Raw genomic sequence first — 21574 nt, 5'->3', positions numbered from 1 at the left:
TGAAAACATCACTTGCGCAATTTTTGCCTTCAGATGGATAATTTGCAGCAATATTAAAGATCAAGGGCTGATCCATGAGCAAGCTGGACCGTTATGACCTGAGCATTCTGGCTGAATTGCAGCGCGATGCCCGTATCTCCAACCAGGAACTGGCCGAGCGCATCGGCCTGTCGCCCTCGCCCTGCTCGCGCCGGGTCAAGCAGTTGGAAGACGACGGCTACATCACCCGCCAAGTGGCCCTGCTGGACCGCAAGATGCTGGGCCTGAGCCTGACCGCCTACGTACATATCGGCATGGATCGCCACACCCCCGAGCGTTTCGAAAACTTCGAGGCCGCCGTGCGCGCCCTGCCCCAGGTGCTGGAATGCAGCCTGGTGACCGGCATGGAGGCGGACTACCAACTCAAGGTGGTGGTACCGGACATGGACCACTACCAGAAACTGCTGCTGGGCCACCTGACCCGCATCGACGGCGTGACCAGCGTGCGTTCAAGCTTTGTGCTGAACCAGGTGCTGGCCAGCACTGAACTGCCCCTGACCCACCTGCGCAACTAGGAGGCGCCACCATGGACCCGGCGGTATTTGAAGATTGGATGATGACCATCCTGGTGACCGTGTTGATCGGGTTCATGGGGTTTATCGTCTGGGACCTGGCGAAGAAGTCCAAGGCGGGGCGGTTTGGCACGATTATTCTGTTTGCGGTGTTGGGGCTGGGGATACTGGCGTTTGCGATCAAGAGTGTGGTGATTGCGGTTATCGAATCCCACTAGGTTTTAGCCCCTGGGTGTTGCTGATGGCCTCATCGCGAGCAAGCTTTGCTCCCAAAGTGTAAAGGCTTGCATCTGTGGCTGGCTCGACACTGTGGGAGCAACCGGGGTCGCGCTCGACCTTGCTCGCGATACAGGCGCCGCGCAATTAAAGCCTGGCCGGGACTTCGCGGTATTTGCCTTGCTCCAGGCCATCCAGCGCCCAGTCGCCGATGCGCACGCGCACCAGGCGCAAGGTGGGCAGGCCCACCGCGGCCGTCATGCGCCGCACCTGGCGGTTGCGACCTTCCTTGATGACGAGCTCCAGCCAATGAGTGGGCACGCTCTTGCGAAAGCGCACGGGCGGGTCGCGCGGCCACAGGTCCGGTTCTTCCAATAGCCGCGCCTGCGCCGGCAGGGTCATGCCGTCGTTGAGCTCCACCCCCTGACGCAAACGCTGCAGATGCTCCTCGGTCGGCTCGCCCTCTACCTGCACCCAGTAGGTTTTCGCCAGCTTGTGCTTGGGGTCGGCGATGCGTGCCTGCAACTGGCCGTCGTTGGTCAGCAGCAACAGGCCTTCGCTATCACGGTCCAGTCGCCCGGCCGGGTAGATGCCGGGGATGTCGATGAAATCCTTGAGGGTGGCGCGCCCTTCCCCGTCGCTGAACTGGGTCAGCACGTCGAAAGGCTTGTTGAACAGGATCAGCCGCGGCTCGGCCGGCGGCGCCTTGGCCACGCGCCGTGGCTGCCCGGGTTTGGCAAAGGGTTTGGCGCCCGGGCGGCGGGCATTGGTGCGGGGTGGCAAAGACATGGAGGCAACATTTCAAGGCAGCTGGGGCGACTATGCTAGTGGCCCCGGCCGCTTTGGGCAAACCTCAACGGAACGGCGGTTCGTCGAAGCTGCGCAGTTTGCGCGAGTGCAGGGAGTTGAGTTGCGTGCGCAACAGGTCCAGGGCCGCGATGCCGATGTTCAGGTGCTGGCTGACCGCGCGGTTGTAGAACGCGTTGGCCGAACCCGGCAGCTTGATCTCGCTGTGCAGCGGCTTGTCGGACACGCACAGCAAGGTGCCGTACGGCACACGCAGGCGATAGCCCTGGGCGGCGATGGTGCCGCTTTCCATGTCCACTGCCACGGCGCGCGACAGGTTGATCAGCGGCCGTTCCTGGGCCCAGCGCAGCTCCCAGTTGCGGTCGTCGTAGGTCAGCACGGTGCCGGTGCGCAGGCGCTTTTTCAGCTCGTCGCCACGCTCGCCAGTGACCTGGGCAGCCGCCTCTTGCAAGGCCATCTGCACCTCGGCCAGGGCAGGGATGGGGATGTTTGGCGGCAGCACGCGGTCGAGGATGCCGTCTTGGCGCATGTAGGCGTGGGCCAGTACGTAGTCACCGATGGTCTGCGACTGGCGCAGGCCGCCGCAGTGGCCGATCATCAGCCAGCAGTGCGGGCGCAGCACGGCCAGATGGTCGGTGATGTTCTTGGCGTTGGACGGGCCCACGCCGATGTTGACCAGGGTCACGCCGTCGCCGTCGGCGGCGATCAGGTGATAGGCCGGCATCTGGTAGCGGTGCCACACCACGCTGTCCACCAGGGCCTGGGCCTGTTCGCTGGCCATGCCCTTCTCGATCACCACGTTGCCGGGCATCACCATACGCACGAAGCGCGGCTCGTTCTGCAACTGCTCCAGGCCGTGGGTGACGAACTGGTCGACGTAGCGGTGATAGTTGGTGAGCAGAATCCACGGCTGCACATGGCGCCAGTCGCTGCCGGTGTAGTGGATCAGGCGGCGCAGGGAGAAGTCCACACGGGCGGCGTCGAACAGCGCCAGCGGCATTGGATCGGCCGCGGCCCAGTCGTACAGGCCGTCGGCCACGCCGTCGGTGGCGGCGGACAGGTCGGTGCTGGGGAACACGCGGGCCAGGGCGGCGGCGGTGACGCCACTGCCGGCCAGCTCATCGCCCTGCTCCACCACGTAGGGGTACGGGATGTTCTGCTCGCTGACGCCCACTTCCACGGTGACCGAGAAGTCGCGCATCAACGGCTTGAGCTGGTCCAGCAGGTAGGTGCGGAAGGCGGCGGGCTGGGTCACGGTGACCGAGTAAGTGCCCGGCGACTGTACCTTGGCGTAGGCGCGGGTGATGGGCGGGACTTCGCCGCTGTAGGTGTAGGTGACGCGCAGTTCCGGGTAGCGGAACAGGTCGCGCTGGGCAGCGTCGGGCTCGCTGCGGTCCTTGAGGTATTGCTTGAGCGCCTGGCTCAGGGCCTGAGTGGCCCGTTCGTGCAGTTCAGCCAGACGATCGACGGCTTGTTCGGCGGTTTCGACAACTACAAAGGCTTCGGCGGTTCGAGTCACGGTGCGCTTCCTGTCTGATATCGCAGGCCTCCATCTTGCCTGTAACAACGCCTAAAGGCACGCGTTGTACCTGTAGCCGCTGCCGCCAGGCTGCGCTGGGCCTGAGCCACACTCAACAGCTCCAGTGCACATCAGGGCCAGCGCAGCTTGGCGGCAGCGGCTACTGGGGATAGGGGGTTGATCGCTGGACCAGGGCCTGCACGTCGAGGCCGCGCGGCAGCGCGCCGTAGACGCGGCCGCTGCCACTCAAACGGCTGGCGATGAAGGCATCGCTGACTACAGCATTGCCTGCTTCCAGGAGCAGCTTGGCCTGCACCGCCAGCGCGATATCTTCAGTGAGCTGCCGGGCCCGGTACTGGATGTCACCGGTGTCCTGGAACGCCGCCTTCAACCCATCGATGTGCGCCGCCAGCCGCCGATCACCATGACCATCGCCCAGTTCGGCGAACAGCGCATCCAGCACACCCGGTTCCTTGGACAAGGCCCGCAGCACGTCCAGGCACTGCACATTGCCCGAACCTTCCCACGTGGAGTTGACCGGCGCCTCGCGGTACAGCCGCGGCAGGATGCTGTCCTCGACATAACCGGCGCCGCCCATGCACTCGGCGGCTTCGTTGATCATGGCCGGGGCGCGCTTGCAGATCCAATATTTGCCCACCGCCGTCATCAGGCGGGCGAACTTGGCTTGCTGATCGTCATGCAGATGGTCCAGCGCCTGGCCCATGCGTAGGCTCAAGGCCAAGGCTGCTTCGCTTTCCAGGGCCAAATCGGCCAGTACGTTCTGCATCAACGGCTGATCGGCCAGCACCCGGCCGCCCACTTGCCGCCAGGCGCAGTGGTGGGCCGCCTGGGTCAGGGCCTGGCGCATCAGGGCGCTGGAGCCGACCATGCAGTCGAAGCGGGTCATGGCCACCATCTCGATGATGGTCGGCACCCCGCGCCCCTCCTCGCCGATCATCCACGCCAGTGCGCCACGAAACTCCACTTCGCTGGAGGCATTGGAGCAGTTGCCCAGCTTGTTTTTCAGGCGCTGGATGTAGAACTCATTGCGGGTGTCATCAGGGCGATGGCGCGGCAGCAGAAAGCAACTCAGGCCCTTGTCGGTCTGCGCCAGGGTCAGGAAGGCGTCGCACATGGGCGCCGAGCAGAACCATTTGTGGCCCACCAGTTCATAAGCCTGCCCCGGCCCGGGCGTGCCCACGGCAAAGGCACGAGTGGTGTTGGCGCGCACGTCGGTGCCGCCCTGCTTCTCGGTCATGGCCATGCCCAGGGTGACCCCTGCCTTGTGCGCCATGCCGACGTTGCGCGGGTCGTACTCGGTGGCCAGCACTTTGGGCAGCCACTGTTCGGCCAGGTCGGGCTGCAGGCGCAGGGCGGGCACGCTGGCGAATGTCATGGTCAGCGGGCAGCCGCTGCCGGCCTCGGCCTGGGTGTGCAGGTAGGTCATGCCGGCACGGGCCACGTGGGCGCCAGGGCGAGGATCGGTCCAGGGCAGCGACGGCAGGCCGTGCTCGACGGCAGCGCGCATCAGTTCGTGGTAGGCGGGATGAAACTCCACCAGATCGATGCGATGGCCAAATCGGTCATGGCTGCTGAACACGGGTTTGTTCTGGTTGGCCAGGAAGCCTGCCGCCATCAGCGGGCCGCCGGCCAGCGCGCCGTAGGCATCGATGCGCGACTCGGCCCAGCCACCGCCACTGCGCCGCACCCAGTCCTGCAACGGCAGGTCGATTCGCCACAGATTGACGCCGTCCAGCGCGGGCGGCTGATTGGTGACTTCGTGGGTTTCGGCGAACTGATGCAGGTTCATCGCAGGCTCCTGGGGACAGGTTCATGCCCCAGTGAACCATGCCCCCCACCTGCATCAAAGTGACATATCGGCCTAAATGTCGGCGCTTTCGCCCTGCGCCTTGACCAGCAACCAGCGGTGCAGTGCGGTCTGCAGGTCTTCGAAGCGCACGGGACGATTCAGGCATTCCGTCATCCCGGCTTCCAGGCAGCGCTCGCGCTCGTGGCGATGGGCGACCACCGCCAGCACTGGCAGACGCGCGCAACCGGGCAGCTCGCGCAGGCGGCGACAGGTGGCGAAGGCGTCGGTCAACGGCGTCTGGCAGTCCAGCAACACCGCGTCGAAGCGTTCACGGTGCAGCAGTTCCAGCGCGGTGATGCCGTCATCGGCGGTGCGTACCCGGTAACCCAGTTTCAGCAGCATGCCGCGGATCACCAACTGGTTGATGCTGTTGTCATCCACCAGCAGCACAGTGCAGTCATGGGGCGCACGCTGCATGCTCTGCGGGTTGGGGCGCAGGCCCGAAGGCGTGACGCCAGCGTGGTGCACTAGGCCCAGTTGCACCGTCAGCTCAAACCAGCTGCCATGCCCGAGCTCGGAATGATGGTGGATTTCGCCGCCCATCAGGTCCGCCAACTGACGGCAGATCGCCAGGCCGATGCCCAGGCCGCCGTACTCGCGGGTCATGGAGCCGTCGACCTGGAAAAAGCGTTGGTACAGGGTGGCGTCGGCCAATTGGTTGAAGCCGATACCGGTGTCGGTAACCCGGAACGTCAGCGCCAGGCTATCGGCGGTGCGGGCACCGACGCGCACGCGCAGGCCGACTGCGCCCTGGCGGGTGAATTTGATGGCGTTGTCCAGCAGGCAGCCCAGGCACAACGCGAGCTTTTTCGAGTCGCCCTGCAGGCGCTCGGGCAGGTCGCTGTCGGTTTCCACCGAGAACGCCAGGTGCTTGGCCTGGGCGGCGCGTGAGTACTGCATCTGCAGGCTGTCCAGCAGGGCCTGCACGCCGAACGGCTCGTGGCGCGGGTACAGTCTGCCGGCCTGCAGTTCGGTGAGGATCAGCATGTCATCGACCATGCGCATCATGTCCCGCGCCGAGCCCGAGGCGGTTTGCTGATACTGCGCCAGCTCCGCGTCCATGGGCACGGTCTGCATCAGTTCCAGCGAACCGATCACGCCATTCATCGGCGTGCGCAGTTCGTGGGTGACGGTGGCCAGGAACTCGTCTTTCAAGCGGTTGCTGTTGGCCAGTTGCTGGTTGAGCAGCTCCAGCTTCTGCCCGGCCTCCAGCAGTACGCGGGCCTGTTGCTCGCGCATGGAATTGATGCGGTCGGCCAGCGCCAGCGACAGTAGGCCCACTTCCAGGGCGGAGCCGATCTGGCTGGCGTACATGGTGATGAACACGTTGGGCAGGTAGCCCAGCACCATCAGGGTATTGATGATGCCGCCGGCCAGGAAGGCGGTCCAGGCAATGATGAAGTAGCGCGCCAGGCGCAGGCCACGCCACCAGGCAATCAGGCCGGCACTGAAGACCACTACCGTGAACACCAGCGCCAGCGCCGTGGCCAGGCGCAGGGCCAGGCCGTAGGTGGAGGTCAGCGACAGCATCATCGTGACCAGGCCCCAGCCCATCAACCCCATCAGCAGACGGTCCAGCCAGCGGCTGTGTTCGGCGGTCTGCAGGAAGCTGCGGGCAAACTGGCAACCGAACAGGGCGGCCGAGCCGATCAGGAAGGGTGTGGCAGCATTGGCCCACCACGGGCTCTCGGGCCAGAAATACTGCACGCCGGCGCCGTTGACCGACACCTGGTACATGCCGAACGAGGCGATGTAGAGGATGTAGTAAAGGTAGCTGCGATCACGCACGCTGAGGTAGATGAACAGGTTGTACACCAGCATCCCCAGCAGCACGCCATAGATCAGACCCAGCACGTACAGGCGCGTGGGCTGGTCTTCGATGTAGGCGTCATAAGACCACAGGTTCAGCGGCGCCTGCACCGAGCCTTCGCTGTGGATGCGCAGGTAGACGGTCTTTTGCTGATTGGCCGGGAACGGGATGGCGAACACATAGTTGTTCTGCTTGATCTGGCGCACCGAGTACGGCAGCTCGTCGCCCGTGCTCTGGGACAGGCGGAACCTGCCAGTGCTGTCGGGCAGGAACAGCTCGATGCTGTCCATCGGCGGGTAAGCCAGCTCCAGCAGCCAATTGCCGACGGCCTCCGGGTCTTTCGGGGTGAAGCGCAGATCAACGCGCAGCCAGAACACCGAACGCGAATAGCCGGCGTTGAGCACGGCTTCGCCTTGCCGATGAAATTTATCGGCAAAGGCCGCGGAGGTCACCTGCTCGATGCTGGCATTGCCTTCGACGTCTTCATACACCTGCATCACGTGCCCCAGGGGAAGGGTCCGCGTGGTCTCGTCAAAATCGAGCGCGCAGGCCAGCAGCGGTAGCCAGCCCACCAGTAAAATCAGGAAATAGCGCATACAGCCCCAGCGTAGCCTGTCCGAGCGCGTCAGGAAGCCCCCATTCCCTTTGAGACGACGTCGTCCGGCAGTGCCTGTTATCGGTTTCGGAGCACTCTAGCATAGCTTCTTGCCACCAGTGCACCGCCCGTTAAAAAATGTAACAGAGGCTCTAAATCAGCGCTCCCAGCGAATGTAGCAAAATCGTACAAATGCGCTGCGGGAAAAAATCCATCTGCCCCGGCAAACCCCGCAAAAGCGATTGGTGGTAAGCTCGCGCACCATGAATATCTATAGCTCCCGCCCCGTTGTCCTCTGTCTCTCCGGCCACGACCCCAGTGGCGGCGCCGGCCTGCAGGCAGATATCGAAGCCCTGATTGCCCAAGGTTGTCACGCCGCCCCCGCGGTGACCGCCCTGACCGTTCAGGACACCGTCAATGTCACCGACTTCCGCGTGCTGGATCGCGAGTGGGTATTGGCCCAGGCCAATGCCGTGCTCAACGATTCAGACGTGGCGGCGGTCAAGCTGGGCATGCTCGGCTCGCTGGAAATGGTCGACACTGTGGTCGAACTGCTCAGCCAGCACCCGCACCTGCCGATGGTCTGCGACCCCGTGCTGCGTGCCGGCGGCGGCGGACGCCTGGGCAAGGACGAGGTGGGCTACGCCATGCGCGAACGCCTGCTGCCCCTGGCCATCATTGCCACCCCCAACCTGCCCGAAGCGCGCATCCTGGCCGAACTGCCCGAAGGCACTGCCGACGAGTGCGCGGAAAAACTGCTGCCCTACGTGCGTAACCTGCTGATCACCGGCGGCCACGGCGATGAAGTGGAAATCCACAACCGCCTGTATAGCCGCGACGGCCGCCGCCAGACCTTCACCTGCCAGCGCCTGCCGGGCAGCTATCATGGTTCGGGTTGCACCCTGGCCAGCACCCTCGCCGGCCGCCTGGCCCTGGGCGAGCAACTGGACAGCGCGGTGCAGTCGGCGCTCAATTACACATGGCGCACCCTGCGTGACGCCGAACAGCTGGGCAAGGGCCAATACGTACCCCGCCGCCTGCCGCTGGACTTCTGCTCGTAACGCCACGCCATTTAGAGGTGCGCTTGATGAAACTACGTGGCCTTTACGCCATTACCGACAGCCAACTGTTGGCCGGCAAGTTCCTTGATTACGTCAAGGCGGCCCTGGACGGCGGCATCGTGCTGTTGCAATACCGCGACAAAAGCAGTGACGAGGCCCGCCGCCTGCGCGAGGCCGAAGCCCTGCGCAAGGTGTGCGAACCGTACAAGACCCAGCTGATCATCAACGATGACGCCGAGCTGGCCGCCAAGCTGGGCGTGGGTGTGCACCTGGGCCAGACCGACGGCCCGCTGACCCCGGCCCGCGCGCTGCTGGGCCGCAACGCCATCATCGGTTCCACCTGCCACGGCCAGTTGCCGCTGGCCGAGCAGGCTGCTCGCGAGGGCGCCAGCTACGTGGCCTTCGGTGCGTTCTTCGATTCCAGCACCAAGCCCGATGCCGGCCTGGTACCGCTGGACACCCTCAGCCAGGCCCGCGCCCAGTTGAAGCTGCCGATCTGCGCGATTGGCGGCATCACCCTGGACAACGCCCCACGACTACTGGAACAGGGCGCCGACCTGCTCGCCGTGGTCAATGCCCTGTTTGGCGCCGACACCGCCCAGGACGTGACCCGCCGTGCCCGCGCCTTCAATGCCCTGTTCGAATCCGCCTGATTAAAAGAGACGACTGCCATGTCCCGCTCCGAAACCCTGTTTGCCAACGCCCAGAAACACATCCCCGGCGGCGTCAACTCGCCCGTCCGTGCCTTCAAGAGCGTGGGCGGTACGCCGCTGTTCTTCAAGCACGCGGCCGGCGCCTACGTCACTGACGAAGACGACAAGCGCTATGTCGACTACGTGGGCTCCTGGGGCCCGATGATTCTGGGCCACAGCCACCCTGACGTGCTGGACGCGGTGCGCAAGCAACTGGAGCACGGCCTGTCCTACGGCGCGCCAACCGAGATGGAAACCCAGATGGCCGACCTGGTCTGCTCGCTGGTACCGTCCATGGAAATGGTGCGCATGGTCAGCTCGGGCACCGAAGCCACCATGAGCGCCATTCGCCTGGCCCGTGGCTTCACTGGCCGCGACAGCATCATCAAGTTCGAAGGCTGCTACCACGGCCACTCCGACAGCCTGCTGGTGAAAGCCGGTTCCGGCGCCCTGACCCTGGGCGTGCCAAGCTCGCCGGGCGTGCCCGCAGCGTTTGCCAAGCACACCCTGACCCTGCCGTTCAACGACCTGGCCGCCGTGGCCGAAATGCTCGGTGAAGTGGGCCAGGAAGTGGCCTGCATCATCGTCGAGCCGGTGGCTGGCAACATGAACTGCGTCCCCCCGGCGCCTGGCTACCTGCAAGGCCTGCGCGAGCTGTGCGACCAGCACGGCGTGGTGCTGATCTTCGACGAAGTGATGACCGGCTTCCGCGTGGCCCTGGGCGGCGCCCAGGCCTACTACGGCGTTACCCCGGACCTGAGCACCTTCGGCAAGATCATCGGCGGCGGCATGCCGGTGGGCTGCTTCGGCGGCAAGCGTGAAATCATGTCGCACATCGCCCCCCTGGGCCCGGTCTACCAGGCCGGCACGCTGTCGGGCAACCCGCTGGCCATGGCCGCCGGCCTGACCACCCTGAACCTGATCAGCCGCCCGGGCTTCCACGACGAGCTGAGCGACTACACCTCGCGCCTGCTCGACGGCCTGCAACAGCGCGCCGACGCTGCCGGCATCCCGTTCGTGACCACCCAGGCGGGCGGCATGTTCGGTCTGTACTTCAGCGGTGCCGATGACATTGTCACCTTTGAAGACGTGATGACCAGCGACGCCGAGCGCTTCAAGCGCTTCTTCCACCTGATGCTGGAAGGCGGCGTGTACCTGGCGCCTAGCGCGTTCGAGGCGGGCTTCACCTCCATTGCCCATGGCGATGCGGAACTGAAGATCACCCTGGACGCGGCCGAGCGCGCTTTCGCGGCCCTCAAGTAACCACCGCACCCGTAGCCGCTGCCGCAGGCTGCGCTGGCCCTTTCATCCGCAGGTGATTCCTGGGTTGAAACACAGGGCCAGCGCAGCCTGTCGGCAGCGGCTACAGTGGTCCATGTGGCCCGCAGAGCAGAAAAACGAGTAAAGACTTTGTAAGGACGGCCCGGCTTATTTCATAATGTGCCACCAGTCCATTGTTCTGGCCGGGTCCGCCCGTTTCCTGTTGAGGTAAGTCGATCCCCATGAACCGCACCGGCCGCGCCCTTGCCCTGGGCTGCCTGTTGCTTCTTCAGCCTCTGCTGGCATCTGCCGGCGGCAATTCGTTGTTGATCCCGGCGATGGGTCGCTGCACCCTCAACACACAGCCGCAGGACCTGCCACAGGCCCTGGCTGCCTGCCAGAAAGCCGCCAAGTCCGGTGATGCCCAGGCGCAGTACGAGCTGGGGCAGTTCTACTACGATGGCAAAGCCACCCCTCGCGACCTGAACCAGGCGCTCAATTACTTCGAGCAGGCTTCGCTGCAAGGCCATGCCGATGCGCAATACCATCTGGGCATGATGTTCTTCCACGGCGAAGGCGTGGCCGCCAACAATGTGCAGGCCTACATCGTGCTGAAGATGGCCGCGGTCAATGGCCAGGAAGATGCGCTGGACAGCGCTGACGAAGTGGCCGCGCAGATGCCGCGCGACCAGCTGGAAATGGCGACCCAGGTGCTGGGCCAGATTTTCCGCAAATACCTGCTGGAATTGCAGACCGCTGATGGGCGTTCGCCCTTCTCGCCGCTGCCTTGAGTCCAAGGCTGGCGACGCCGCTCTAACAGGCCATGGCACGTTGCAACAAATGTAGGACCGGGTTCTACCCGGGAAGCGCCGCGCGGGCGGCGCTCGATCTCAAGGGCGATAGAAAAACATCGCCTGGCACCTAGTGGCTGTGACGCGACCTCCAGCCGAACCCTCGAAGAACACCCGAAGTGCCTGTCGTGAAACTGCATCAGGGCTTAAAGGTGCATGCCTTGGTTTTTCTATCGCCTTTGAGATCGCGCGCCGCCCGCGCGGCGCTTCCCGAGCTTCGCCCGGTCCCACATCTGTTTCGGGCCAGTTATGTCTGTGGGATCACCTGGTCCGCCTTGGGTTTTACTTCTCCGGCATCGGCATCGGGAACGGCATCACGTTGCTCACGCCGCGCGCTTCGCTGATTTTCGGCGTGCCCAGGCGTTCCACTTCGTCAATGCGCACGATGGAGTGCATGGGCACGAAGCTGCGTACCACACCTTCGAACTGGGCCTTGAGCTTTTCTTCGCTCGGGTCCACGACCACTTGGGTGCGCTCGCCAAAGACGAATTCCTCGATTTCCAGGAAACCCCACAGATCGCTCTGGAAGATCTGCTTGGCGTACATCTCGAAGACCTGGCCCTGGCTGAGGAAAATCACTTTGTAGATTGGAGCTTCGCGTTTGGTCATCTTGGGTGGGTATACAGTCGGGGGAGGTAAAGAGGGCGAAAACTATAGCATAGGCGCCGGGCAGGCAATGCTAGGAAGGTCGACCGTTGGCCCCTATAATGTGCGGTTCTTTGAATGACCTGATGAGCTCGCATGGCCAAGAAGCTTTACATCGAAACTCACGGTTGCCAGATGAACGAGTACGACAGCTCGCGCATGGTCGACCTGCTGGGTGAACATCAAGCCCTGGAAGTCACTGCCCGCGCAGAAGACGCCGACGTCATCTTGCTCAACACCTGCTCCATCCGCGAGCGGGCCCAGGACCGCGTGTACTCGCAACTGGGCCGCTGGCGCGAACTGAAACTGGCCAACCCGGACATGGTGATTGCCGTGGGTGGCTGCGTGGCCAGCCAGGAAGGCGAAGCCATCCGCGACCGCGCGCCCTACGTGGACGTGGTGTTCGGCCCGCAAACCCTGCACCGCCTGCCGGAAATGATCGACGCGGCGCGGGTCACCAAGCTGCCCCAGGTGGACATCTCGTTCCCCGAGATCGAGAAGTTCGACCACCTGCCCGAGCCGCGCATCGACGGCCCCACCGCCTACGTGTCGGTGATGGAAGGCTGCAGCAAGTACTGCACCTTCTGCGTGGTGCCCTACACCCGTGGCGAGGAAGTCAGCCGACCGTTCGACGACGTGATCGCCGAGGTGTTCCACCTGGCCGAGAACGGCGTGCGCGAAGTGACCCTGCTGGGCCAGAACGTCAACGGTTACCGCGGCCTGACCCACGATGGCCGCCTGGCCGACCTGGCCGAGCTGATCCGCGTGGTGGCCGCTGTCGACGGCATCGACCGCATCCGCTACACCACCTCGCACCCGCTGGAGTTCTCCGACAGCCTGATCCAGGCCCACGCCGAGGTACCGGAGCTGGTCAAGCACCTGCACCTGCCCGTGCAGTCGGGCTCGGACCGTGTGCTGGCGGCCATGAAGCGCAACCACACGGTGCTGGAATACAAGTCCAAGCTGCGCAAGCTCAAGGCTGCCGTGCCGGGCATCTGCATCAGTTCGGACTTCATCGTCGGCTTCCCGGGGGAGACCGAGAAAGACTTCGAGCAGACCATGAAGCTGGTGGCTGACGTGGGCTTCGACTTCTCCTACTCGTTCGTCTACAGCCAGCGCCCGGGCACCCCGGCCGCCGATCTGGCCGACGACACCCCTGAAGCGTTGAAGAAACAGCGCCTGGAGGCCCTGCAACATCGCCTCAACCAGCAGGGTTTCGAGATCAGCCGACAGATGGTGGGTACCACCCAGCGGATTCTGGTCACCGACTACTCGCGCAAGGACCCGGGCGAGCTGCAGGGCCGTACCGAGAACAACCGCATCGTCAACTTCGCCTGCCTGGACGCCAAGCTGATCGGCCAGTTCGTCGACGTGCACATCGGCGAAGCCCGCCCGCACTCGCTGCGCGGCACGCTGATCTGACCCAGCGCGTTCCCCTGTAGCAGCTGCCGCAGGCGGCGTCCGCAGGCGCTGCGGTGTCGCGGCCGGACGCCGCCTTCGGCAGCTGCTACAGGGAACGTGCCAGGGCGTAGATGACCACTGGCCCACTGGGGCCTTTCGCCGGTGGCCCACTGGGGTTATCCTTGAAACCATCTCAATTGCCGTCGGGCGGCTAAAAACGACCTTGAACGCACCCATAGAACCTCATCGCTTTATCCTCGAGCCCTTCGAGGCTCGCCGTTTCGCCAACCTGTGCGGGCAGTTCGACGAACACCTGCGCCTGATCGAACAACGTCTCGACATCGAGATCCGCAACCGCGGCAATCAGTTCGAGCTCATTGGCGAACCTGCCCACACCACCTCCGCCGAAAACCTGCTGCGTCGCCTGTACCGCGAAACCAAGGGCACCGAGCTGTCGCCGGACCTGGTGCACCTGTACCTGCAGGAATCGGCCATCGAAGAGCTGGACAACCCTGCCAACAACGAAGTGCCGGTGTCGTTGCGCACGCGCAAGGGCATGATTCGCCCGCGCGGGCTGAACCAGCAGCGCTACGTGAAGGAGATCCTGGGCAACGACATCAACTTCGGCATCGGCCCGGCCGGTACCGGCAAGACCTACCTGGCCGTGGCCTGTGCAGTGGATGCACTGGAGCGCGAACAGGTGCGTCGCATCCTGCTGGTGCGCCCGGCGGTGGAAGCCGGTGAAAAGCTGGGCTTTTTGCCCGGCGACCTGGCCCAGAAGATCGACCCGTACCTGCGCCCGCTCTACGACGCGCTGTACGAGATGCTGGGTTTCGAACACGTGGCCAAGCTCATCGAGCGTCAGGTGATCGAGATTGCACCATTGGCCTACATGCGCGGTCGTACGTTGAACAACAGCTTCATCATCCTCGACGAAAGCCAGAACACCACCGTTGAACAGATGAAGATGTTCCTGACCCGTATCGGTTTCGGCTCCACCGCCGTGATCACCGGCGACATCACCCAGGTCGACCTGCCCAAGGGCACCAAGTCGGGGTTGTCCCATGTGATCGACGTGCTGGACGGCGTGCCGGGCATCAGCTTCACCCATTTCAAGCCCAAGGACGTGGTACGCCACCCCCTGGTACAGCGCATCGTCGAAGCCTACGAGCGCTTCGATGCCCGCACGGTCGACAAGGACAGCGCACGCAATGGTTGAACTGGACCTGCAGGTTGCCACCAATGACCCGGTGCCCAGCGAGACGCTCTTCCAGCAATGGTGCGAGACGGCGCTGGGCATGCGCAAGGGTGATTCGGAGCTGACCATCCGCCTGGTGGACGTGCCCGAAGGGCGCGAGCTCAATCACACCTACCGTCATAAAGATTACGCCACCAACGTCTTATCCTTTCCGGCAGACGTGCCTGACGACATGCTCGACATCCCCCTGCTAGGCGATCTGGTGATCTGCGTGGCGGTGGTGGAGCGCGAAGCGGCCGAACAGGGCAAATCGCTGGAAGCGCACTGGGCGCACCTGGTCATTCACGGCTGCCTGCACCTGCTTGGTTTCGACCATGAAGAGGACGAGGAAGCCGAGGAAATGGAAGGCCTGGAACGAGAGTTGCTTGCCAAACTGGGTCATCCTGACCCGTATGCAGACGACGATGAACACTAATTTCCACCACCGAAACAGCAAGGATCACGAGAAAAGGGCCATGAGCGAAGATCGATCGAGCAACGGGCAGAAGTCATGGCTGGGTAAAATCACCCAGGCTTTTGCCCATGAGCCGAAAAACCGCCAGGAGCTGCTGGAGCTGCTGCGCGAAGCCCACCAGAACAAGCTGCTCGACAGCGAAGCGCTGACCATTGTCGAAGGCGCCATCCAGGTTGCCGACCTGCAAGTGCGTGACATCATGGTCCCGCGTTCGCAGATGATCAGCATCAAGTCGACCCAGACCCCTCGCGAATTCCTGCCTGCGGTGATCGACGCCGCCCACTCTCGCTATCCGGTCATCGGCGACAGCCATGACGACGTGATCGGCGTGCTGCTGGCCAAGGACCTGCTGCCCCTGATCCTTCAGGAGAACGGCGCCGGTTTCAACATCAAGGATCTGCTGCGCCCGGCCACCTTCGTGCCCGAGTCCAAGCGCCTGAACGTGTTGCTGCGCGAGTTCCGCGCCAACCACAACCACATGGCCATCGTCATCGACGAATACGGCGGCGTGGCGGGCCTGGTGACCATCGAAGACGTGCTGGAACAGATCGTCGGTGACATCGAAGACGAGCACGACGTGGAAGAGGACAGCTACATCAAGCCTCTGCCCAGCGGTGACTTCCTGATCAAGGCGCTGACGCCGATCGAGAACTTCAACGAGTTCTTCGACAGCGAATTCTCCGACGATGAGTTCGACACCGTCGGCGGCCTGGTGATGAGCGCCTTTGGCCACCTGCCCAAACGCAACGAGACCACGGAAATCGGCGCTTACCGTTTCCGCATTCTCAATGCCGACAGCCGCCGGATACATTTGCTGCGCCTGACCCCCATTTCCCGCTGAAAACGCATTAAGGATCGAGATGCGCTGGATCACCCGCCCCGGCTGGCCCGGTAACCTGCTGGCCGTGGCGGCCGGTGCCCTGACTCCCCTGGCGCTGGCGCCTTTCGACATCTGGCCATTGTCGCTGTTGTCGCTGGCGCTGCTGTACCTGGGCCTGCGCGGGCTCAGCCCGCGCCAGGCGTTCATGCGTGGCTGGGCCTACGGCTTCGGTCTGTTCGGCGCCGGCACCAGCTGGATCTACGTCAGCATCCACAACTTCGGCGGTGCCTCGGTGCTGCTGGCCGGCTTCCTGATGCTGCTGTTCAGCATTGCCGTGGCGCTGTTCTTCGCCCTGCCCACCTGGCTGTGGGCACGCTGGATTCGCCGCAACGAAGCGCCACTGGCCGACGCCTTGGCGTTCGGCGCGCTGTGGGTGGCCCAGGAGGCTTTCCGCGGCTGGTTCCTGACCGGTTTCCCGTGGCTGTACGCCGGTTACAGCCAGCTCGACGGCCCGTTGGCCGGCCTGGCGCCGGTGGGCGGCATGTGGCTGATTTCCTTCGTGCTGGCAATGACCGCGGCGCTGCTGTGCAACCTGCACCGCCTGCGCCAGCGCACGTCCTTCCTGATCGCCGGTATTGTGTTGCTGCTCGCCCCCTGGGGCATCGGCATGGCGCTCAAACATCACGCCTGGACGGAGCCTTTGGGCCAGCCGCTGAGCGTGGCGGCGGTGCAAGGCAACATCGAGCAGGAAATGAAGTGGGACCCGGCCCAGGTGGATGCCCAGTTGGCGCTGTACCGCGACATGACCTTCACGGCGAAGAAGACCGACCTGATCATCTGGCCGGAAACCGCCGTACCGGTGCTGATGGACAACGCCCAGGGCTACCTGGACATGATGGGCAACTTCGCCAGCAGCCGTAATTCGGCGCTGATCACCGGGGTGCCGATCCGCCAGATCGTGCGTCACGAGAAGCAGTACTACAACGGCATCACCGTGGTGGGCCAGGGTGACGGTACGTACCTGAAGCAGAAACTGGTGCCCTTTGGCGAGTACGTGCCGCTGCAGGACCTGCTGCGCGGGTTGATCACCTTCTTCGACCTGCCCATGTCGGACTTCGCCCGGGGGCCGGCCGATCAGGCGTTGCTGCAGGCCAAGGGTTATCAGATCGCGCCGTTCATCTGCTACGAAGTGGTGTACCCGGAGTTCGCGGCAGGCGAGGCAGCGCGCGCGGACCTGTTGCTGACGATCAGCAACGACACCTGGTTCGGCACCTCCATCGGCCCGCTGCAACACTTGCAGATGGCGCAGATGCGCGCACTGGAAGCGGGGCGCTGGATGATTCGGGCGACCAACAATGGCGTGACGGCGCTGATCAACCCGTTTGGGCAGATCACCGAGCAGATTCCGCAGTTCCAGAAGGGGATCATGTACGGCGAGGTGGTGCCGATGCACAACCTGACGCCTTACCTGCAATGGCGCTCGTGGCCGTTGATCATTCTGTGCCTGGGGTTGTTTGGCTGGGCGCTGCTGGCCAGCCGGATTGCCAGGACTGTATAGCCTGTAGCCGCTGCCGCCAGGCTGCGCTGGCCCTTTTCTACACTGGAGATCTCCAGTGGGCATCAGGGCCAGCGCAGCCTTCGGCAGCGGCTACAGGTCAGCGGTAGAACAGCCGGTAACCGACCAACCCCACCGCCTCATTCAACAACTGCCCGCTCTGCCAGAACGCCTTCCCCTCCGGCATCCACCCGCCAAACGCGCGCGCATTGTCGATGCCCAGGAACCCCACCGGGGCACTCACCACCTCCAGCCCCGCATGCTCGAAACTCCAGCGCGCCCGTGGCATATGCCACGCCTGGGTCACCACGACCACACGATGGATACCCGCTGCCTTCAATATCTCTGCGCTCATGGTGGCGTTTTCCCACGTGGTGCGGCTGGCGCCCTCCTGCCATTGGGTCGCCACGCCGAAATCGTCACGCAACGAAGTGGCCATGATGTACGCCTCACTCGGCGGTGTGCCGTAGTGCAAGCCGCCCGACGTCAGCACCGGCAACCCCGACGCCTTGGCCAGCCGCGCCGCATAGCGCACGCGCTCGAGGTTCACGCCGGTGGGCTGGTCTTCGCCGCCCCAGGCCGGATCGCCACGCTCGCGGCCCGCGCCCAATATCACAATGGCGTCGGCACGCTGGGCCAGTTGCGACCATTGATCAAAGGTCAGCGCCGGCTCCTGCTCCAGCGCATGGGCCGACCCCTGCACCACCTTGGGCAAGCTCATCAGCCACAGCCCACCCAGCCCCAGCACGAAGAACACACCCGCCAGGCGCGGCCGCGAACGGCGCAGCCACCACGCCAGCAGCAGGCACAGGAAAAGAACGCCAGGTGGCAGGATCAATTGTTTGATGAAGTAACGAAAAGGCATCGAGCATCTCCCAGGATGCTCGAAGCCTAAGGGTAATGGCGCAAGGGCTCAATCTGTATGTAGCGCAGGATGCAGCGTCGGGGGTGTGGGTGCATGGGCATCACCTCCCGATCTATTTGAAATGCACTGACCTGGCTTTGTTCACAGGCTTCCTCGAAGCCTTGTCTTTGATCCACACTACATTGTTGTTGCTGGCGGCCGGCAGCGGTTCCTTGCGGTCGCGAACCACGGCACCAGCGTGCACGCCCACGGGCATCGAATCCAGATAGGCGTTGATAAGTTCCACCTCGGCACGGCTCAGGCCGCGCAACTCCAGCTCGTCAGGCGCTTCGTTGCGCAACCGAACCGACGTCCTGGCAACGTCCAGGGCCAGCCCCAGGCGATCGATCAAACGTTCAAACAGCTCCGGTTTCAAACCTTCCACATGTGACTCAACCATCCGTTCACCTCATTGAAGATAAAACACACTCCCCATTGATGAGCTTAGCGGTGCAAGCGAATCCAGCCCGCCGCTGCGACCAACGGCCAGTATCTGCGGGGCTTTGCTGGCATTCGGGCGACGGTTGCGGGCACTGTTTGATGCAATCAGGGTTTCCCTCCTTTGAGCGGGGTCATGTATGCTACGGCGTTTCAAGATCGCCACCGGATTGCCGGGTGCAGCGGATGTCGCGCTGCCTGGATAAGGTCACCCATTTCTCAGCGCAAAGTAGCCATGCACGAACTCTATCAGCCCCGCGAAATCGAAGCCGCCGCCCAGTCGTTCTGGGATGAGCAAAAGTCCTTTGAAGTAAGTGAGCAGCCAGGCAAGGAGACCTTCTACTGCCTGTCGATGTTCCCCTACCCCAGCGGCAAGCTACACATGGGGCACGTGCGCAACTACACCATTGGCGACGTGATCTCGCGCTACCACCGCATGCAGGGCAAGAACGTCCTGCAACCCATGGGGTGGGACGCCTTCGGCATGCCGGCAGAAAACGCCGCCATGAAGAACAAGGTCGCGCCGGCCAAGTGGACCTACGAAAACATCGCCTACATGAAAACCCAGCTCAAGAGCCTGGGCCTGGCGATCGACTGGTCGCGCGAAGTCACCACCTGCAAGCCCGACTACTACCGTTGGGAGCAGTGGCTGTTCACCCGCCTGTTCGAAAAAGGCGTGATCTACCGCAAGAACGGTACCGTGAACTGGGACCCGGTCGACCAGACCGTACTGGCCAACGAGCAAGTCATCGACGGCCGTGGCTGGCGTTCGGGCGCGCTGATCGAGAAGCGCGAAATCCCGATGTACTACTTCGCGATCACCGCTTACGCCGAGGAGCTGCTGGAAAGCCTGGACGAACTGGACGGCTGGCCTGAGCAGGTCAAGACCATGCAGCGCAACTGGATTGGCAAATCCCGCGGCATGGAAGTGCAGTTCCCCTACCACCAGGCATCGATCGGCGAAGCGGGCACCCTCAAGGTGTTCACCACTCGTCCCGACACCCTGATGGGCGCCACCTACGTGGCCGTGGCCGCCGAGCACCCGCTGGCCACCCTGGCGGCGCAAGGCAATCCTGAGCTGCAAGCGTTCATCAACGAATGCAAAAGCGGCAGCGTCGCCGAAGCCGACGTCGCCACCCAGGAAAAGAAAGGCATGCCGACGGCGCTGTTCGTCGAGCACCCACTGACTGGCGAAAAACTGCCGGTGTGGGTCGCCAACTACGTGCTGATGCACTACGGCGACGGCGCGGTCATGGCCGTGCCTGCGCACGACGAGCGTGACTTCGAGTTCGCCACCAAATACAGCCTGCCGATCAAGTCGGTAGTGCGCACCAGCGCCGGTGACACCAACCCTGCCCCATGGCAGGAGGCCTACGGCGAGCACGGTACCCTGATCAATTCCGGCGAGTTCGACGGCCTGGACTTCGCCGGCGCCTTCGACGCCATCGAAGTGGCACTGATCAAGAAAGAACTGGGCAAATCGCGTACCCAGTTCCGCCTGCGCGACTGGGGCATCAGCCGCCAGCGCTACTGGGGCTGCCCGATCCCGATCATCCATTGCGACACCTGCGGTGACGTACCGGTGCCGGAAGACCAACTGCCGGTCAAACTGCCGGAAGACGTGGTGCCGGACGGTGCTGGCTCGCCCCTGGCACGCATGCCCGAGTTCTACGAGTGCACCTGCCCTAAATGCGGCGCGGCGGCCAAGCGTGAAACCGACACCATGGACACCTTCGTGGAGTCGTCGTGGTACTACGCCCGCTACGCCTCGCCACAATACGACCAGGGCATGGTCGACCCGGCTGCGGCCAACCACTGGCTGCCGGTTGACCAGTACATCGGTGGTATCGAACACGCCATCCTGCACCTGCTGTACGCACGCTTCTTCCACAAGCTGATGCGCGACGAAGGCCTGGTCAGCTCCAACGAGCCGTTCAAGAACCTGCTGACCCAGGGCATGGTGGTCGCCGAGACCTACTACCGCCTGGAAGATAACGGCGGCAAGACCTGGTTCAACCCGGCTGACGTGGAGCTTGAGCGCGACAGCAAGGCCAAGGTCATCAGCGCCAAGCTGATCAGCGACGGCCTGCCAGTGGAAATCGGCGGCACCGAGAAGATGTCGAAGTCGAAAAACAATGGCGTCGACCCGCAGTCCATGATCGATCAGTACGGTGCCGACACCTGCCGTCTGTTCATGATGTTCGCCTCGCCGCCTGACATGAGCCTGGAATGGTCCGACTCCGGCGTCGAAGGTTCGCACCGCTTCATGCGCCGTGTATGGCGCCTGGCCCAGGCCCACGTGGCCCAGGGCTTGCCGGCAGCACTGGACGTTGCCAGCCTGAACGATGAGCAGAAGGCGATCCGCCGCGCCACGCACCTGGCCATCCGCCAGGCCAGCCAGGATATTGGCCAGCACCACAAGTTCAACACCGCCATCGCCCAGGTGATGACCCTGATGAACGTGCTGGAGAAAGCCCCGCTGGCCACCGAGCAGGACCGTGCCCTGGTCCAGGAAGGCCTGGAAACCGTAGCCCTGCTGCTGGCCCCGATCACCCCGCACATCTGCCACGAACTGTGGAATGCGCTGGGCCACGCCGGCGCCGTCATTGACGCCGCCTGGCCAGTACTGGACGAAAGCGCCCTGGTGCAGGACAGCCTGACCCTGGTCATCCAGGTCAATGGCAAGCTGCGCGGCCAGATCGAGATGCCGGCCAGCGCCAGCCGCGAAGAAATCGAAGCAGCAGCCCGGGTCAACGAAAACGTGTTGCGCTTCATCGACGGCCTGACGATCCGCAAGGTCATCGTCGTGCCTGGCAAACTGGTCAATATCGTCGCCAGCTGATCGGATCAGCGCGCCCGGGCAACCG

General features: G+C 63.7%; 19 protein-coding genes. 12 read left to right on the top strand and 7 right to left on the bottom strand.

Annotated features, from left to right (window positions below; all coding sequences use genetic code 11):
• The first annotated feature begins 74 nt into the window (after nt 1-74).
• Together ACZ9GA_RS00285 and ACZ9GA_RS00280 are read left to right on the top strand one after the other, a co-directional pair.
• On the top strand, nt 75-554 hold the full coding sequence (locus tag ACZ9GA_RS00285) for an Lrp/AsnC family transcriptional regulator (protein ID WP_027981107.1): 480 nt from the start codon (nt 75-77) through the stop codon (nt 552-554).
• 11 nt (nt 555-565) lie between these two features.
• Nucleotides 566-769 (top strand): DUF2788 domain-containing protein, encoded by a 204-nt coding sequence (locus ACZ9GA_RS00280; protein WP_457358004.1) that lies wholly within the window; start codon nt 566-568, stop codon nt 767-769.
• Nucleotides 770-914: 145 nt separating this feature from the next.
• On the opposite strand, the gene ACZ9GA_RS00275 is transcribed toward ACZ9GA_RS00280, so the two are convergent.
• The 4 genes from ACZ9GA_RS00275 to ACZ9GA_RS00260 form a co-directional block, all read right to left on the bottom strand.
• Nucleotides 915-1481, bottom strand: coding sequence for a pseudouridine synthase (locus tag ACZ9GA_RS00275; RefSeq protein ID WP_457363604.1), 567 nt, complete (start codon nt 1479-1481; stop codon nt 915-917).
• Nucleotides 1482-1620: 139 nt separating this feature from the next.
• Complete coding sequence (gene amn, locus ACZ9GA_RS00270; protein ID WP_457363605.1) at nt 1621-3114, bottom strand: AMP nucleosidase; 1494 nt, start codon at nt 3112-3114, stop codon at nt 1621-1623.
• Between the two features lie 139 nt (nt 3115-3253).
• Nucleotides 3254-4903 (bottom strand): acyl-CoA dehydrogenase family protein, encoded by a 1650-nt coding sequence (locus ACZ9GA_RS00265; protein WP_457358006.1) that lies wholly within the window; start codon nt 4901-4903, stop codon nt 3254-3256.
• A 72-nt stretch (nt 4904-4975) separates the two neighbouring features.
• Entirely contained in the window at nt 4976-7369 is a 2394-nt protein-coding gene (locus ACZ9GA_RS00260; protein WP_457358008.1) for a hybrid sensor histidine kinase/response regulator, read from the bottom strand.
• Between the two features lie 262 nt (nt 7370-7631).
• Here ACZ9GA_RS00260 and ACZ9GA_RS00255 point away from each other — a divergent pair, with 262 nt between their 5' ends.
• From ACZ9GA_RS00255 to ACZ9GA_RS00240, 4 genes are all read left to right on the top strand, one after another.
• Nucleotides 7632-8429 (top strand): hydroxymethylpyrimidine/phosphomethylpyrimidine kinase, encoded by a 798-nt coding sequence (locus tag ACZ9GA_RS00255; RefSeq protein ID WP_457358009.1) that lies wholly within the window; start codon nt 7632-7634, stop codon nt 8427-8429.
• A gap of 26 nt (nt 8430-8455) precedes the next feature.
• Nucleotides 8456-9082, top strand: a complete 627-nt coding sequence (gene thiE, locus ACZ9GA_RS00250) for a thiamine phosphate synthase (RefSeq protein WP_457358011.1) — start codon at nt 8456-8458, stop codon at nt 9080-9082.
• An 18-nt stretch (nt 9083-9100) separates the two neighbouring features.
• Nucleotides 9101-10384 carry a glutamate-1-semialdehyde 2,1-aminomutase gene (gene hemL / locus ACZ9GA_RS00245; RefSeq protein WP_457358013.1) on the top strand — a complete coding sequence of 428 codons (1284 nt, stop codon included), beginning with the start codon at nt 9101-9103 and terminating at the stop codon, nt 10382-10384.
• Between the two features lie 239 nt (nt 10385-10623).
• Entirely contained in the window at nt 10624-11172 is a 549-nt protein-coding gene (locus ACZ9GA_RS00240; protein ID WP_457358015.1) for a tetratricopeptide repeat protein, read from the top strand.
• 342 nt (nt 11173-11514) lie between these two features.
• Here ACZ9GA_RS00240 and ACZ9GA_RS00235 read toward each other — a convergent pair whose 3' ends face one another.
• Entirely contained in the window at nt 11515-11841 is a 327-nt protein-coding gene (locus tag ACZ9GA_RS00235) for a DUF1820 family protein (RefSeq protein ID WP_457358017.1), read from the bottom strand.
• A 132-nt stretch (nt 11842-11973) separates the two neighbouring features.
• On the opposite strand from ACZ9GA_RS00235, the gene miaB reads away from it, so the two are divergent.
• The 5 genes from miaB to lnt all read left to right on the top strand — a co-directional run bounded on the left by miaB (nt 11974) and on the right by lnt (nt 17368).
• Entirely contained in the window at nt 11974-13299 is a 1326-nt protein-coding gene (gene miaB, locus ACZ9GA_RS00230) for a tRNA (N6-isopentenyl adenosine(37)-C2)-methylthiotransferase MiaB (RefSeq protein WP_455922217.1), read from the top strand.
• 202 nt (nt 13300-13501) lie between these two features.
• On the top strand, nt 13502-14497 hold the full coding sequence (locus tag ACZ9GA_RS00225; RefSeq protein WP_457358019.1) for a PhoH family protein: 996 nt from the start codon (nt 13502-13504) through the stop codon (nt 14495-14497).
• On the top strand, nt 14490-14951 hold the full coding sequence (gene ybeY, locus ACZ9GA_RS00220) for an rRNA maturation RNase YbeY (protein ID WP_027981095.1): 462 nt from the start codon (nt 14490-14492) through the stop codon (nt 14949-14951). The genes ACZ9GA_RS00225 and ybeY overlap by 8 nt, the downstream gene beginning before the upstream one ends.
• Nucleotides 14952-14991: 40 nt before the next feature.
• Nucleotides 14992-15831 carry an HlyC/CorC family transporter gene (locus ACZ9GA_RS00215; RefSeq protein WP_457358021.1) on the top strand — a complete coding sequence of 280 codons (840 nt, stop codon included), beginning with the start codon at nt 14992-14994 and terminating at the stop codon, nt 15829-15831.
• 19 nt (nt 15832-15850) lie between these two features.
• Nucleotides 15851-17368, top strand: coding sequence for an apolipoprotein N-acyltransferase (gene lnt / locus ACZ9GA_RS00210; protein WP_457358023.1), 1518 nt, complete (start codon nt 15851-15853; stop codon nt 17366-17368).
• A 97-nt stretch (nt 17369-17465) separates the two neighbouring features.
• On the opposite strand, the gene ACZ9GA_RS00205 is transcribed toward lnt, so the two are convergent.
• Together ACZ9GA_RS00205 and ACZ9GA_RS00200 are read right to left on the bottom strand one after the other, a co-directional pair.
• The gene (locus ACZ9GA_RS00205) at nt 17466-18230 is read right to left on the bottom strand and encodes a YdcF family protein (protein ID WP_457358025.1); all 765 of its coding nucleotides are present in this window, start codon (nt 18228-18230) and stop codon (nt 17466-17468) included.
• A gap of 112 nt (nt 18231-18342) precedes the next feature.
• Entirely contained in the window at nt 18343-18669 is a 327-nt protein-coding gene (locus ACZ9GA_RS00200; protein ID WP_457358027.1) for a hypothetical protein, read from the bottom strand.
• Nucleotides 18670-18942: 273 nt separating this feature from the next.
• On the opposite strand from ACZ9GA_RS00200, the gene leuS reads away from it, so the two are divergent.
• Nucleotides 18943-21549, top strand: coding sequence for a leucine--tRNA ligase (leuS, locus tag ACZ9GA_RS00195; RefSeq protein WP_457358029.1), 2607 nt, complete (start codon nt 18943-18945; stop codon nt 21547-21549).
• Nucleotides 21550-21574 lie beyond the last annotated feature (25 nt).

This window comes from Pseudomonas sp. TE3644 (assembly GCF_056278815.1).
The sequence above is the reverse complement of the archived record's forward strand: the minus strand, read 5'-3'. Positions and strand labels throughout refer to the sequence as shown.

Coding starts and splice junctions, on each gene's coding strand:
- leuS (WP_457358029.1), top strand. CDS start 18,943: ATGCACGAACTCTATCAGCCCCGCGAAATCGAAGCCGCCGCCCAGTCG.
- ACZ9GA_RS00285 (WP_027981107.1), top strand. CDS start 75: ATGAGCAAGCTGGACCGTTATGACCTGAGCATTCTGGCTGAATTGCAG.
- ACZ9GA_RS00280 (WP_457358004.1), top strand. CDS start 566: ATGGACCCGGCGGTATTTGAAGATTGGATGATGACCATCCTGGTGACC.
- ACZ9GA_RS00205 (WP_457358025.1), bottom strand. CDS start 18,230: ATGCCTTTTCGTTACTTCATCAAACAATTGATCCTGCCACCTGGCGTT.
- thiE (WP_457358011.1), top strand. CDS start 8,456: ATGAAACTACGTGGCCTTTACGCCATTACCGACAGCCAACTGTTGGCC.
- ACZ9GA_RS00235 (WP_457358017.1), bottom strand. CDS start 11,841: ATGACCAAACGCGAAGCTCCAATCTACAAAGTGATTTTCCTCAGCCAG.
- miaB (WP_455922217.1), top strand. CDS start 11,974: ATGGCCAAGAAGCTTTACATCGAAACTCACGGTTGCCAGATGAACGAG.
- lnt (WP_457358023.1), top strand. CDS start 15,851: ATGCGCTGGATCACCCGCCCCGGCTGGCCCGGTAACCTGCTGGCCGTG.
- ybeY (WP_027981095.1), top strand. CDS start 14,490: ATGGTTGAACTGGACCTGCAGGTTGCCACCAATGACCCGGTGCCCAGC.
- ACZ9GA_RS00215 (WP_457358021.1), top strand. CDS start 14,992: ATGAGCGAAGATCGATCGAGCAACGGGCAGAAGTCATGGCTGGGTAAA.
- hemL (WP_457358013.1), top strand. CDS start 9,101: ATGTCCCGCTCCGAAACCCTGTTTGCCAACGCCCAGAAACACATCCCC.
- ACZ9GA_RS00200 (WP_457358027.1), bottom strand. CDS start 18,669: ATGGTTGAGTCACATGTGGAAGGTTTGAAACCGGAGCTGTTTGAACGT.
- ACZ9GA_RS00240 (WP_457358015.1), top strand. CDS start 10,624: ATGAACCGCACCGGCCGCGCCCTTGCCCTGGGCTGCCTGTTGCTTCTT.
- ACZ9GA_RS00260 (WP_457358008.1), bottom strand. CDS start 7,369: ATGCGCTATTTCCTGATTTTACTGGTGGGCTGGCTACCGCTGCTGGCC.
- ACZ9GA_RS00255 (WP_457358009.1), top strand. CDS start 7,632: ATGAATATCTATAGCTCCCGCCCCGTTGTCCTCTGTCTCTCCGGCCAC.
- ACZ9GA_RS00265 (WP_457358006.1), bottom strand. CDS start 4,903: ATGAACCTGCATCAGTTCGCCGAAACCCACGAAGTCACCAATCAGCCG.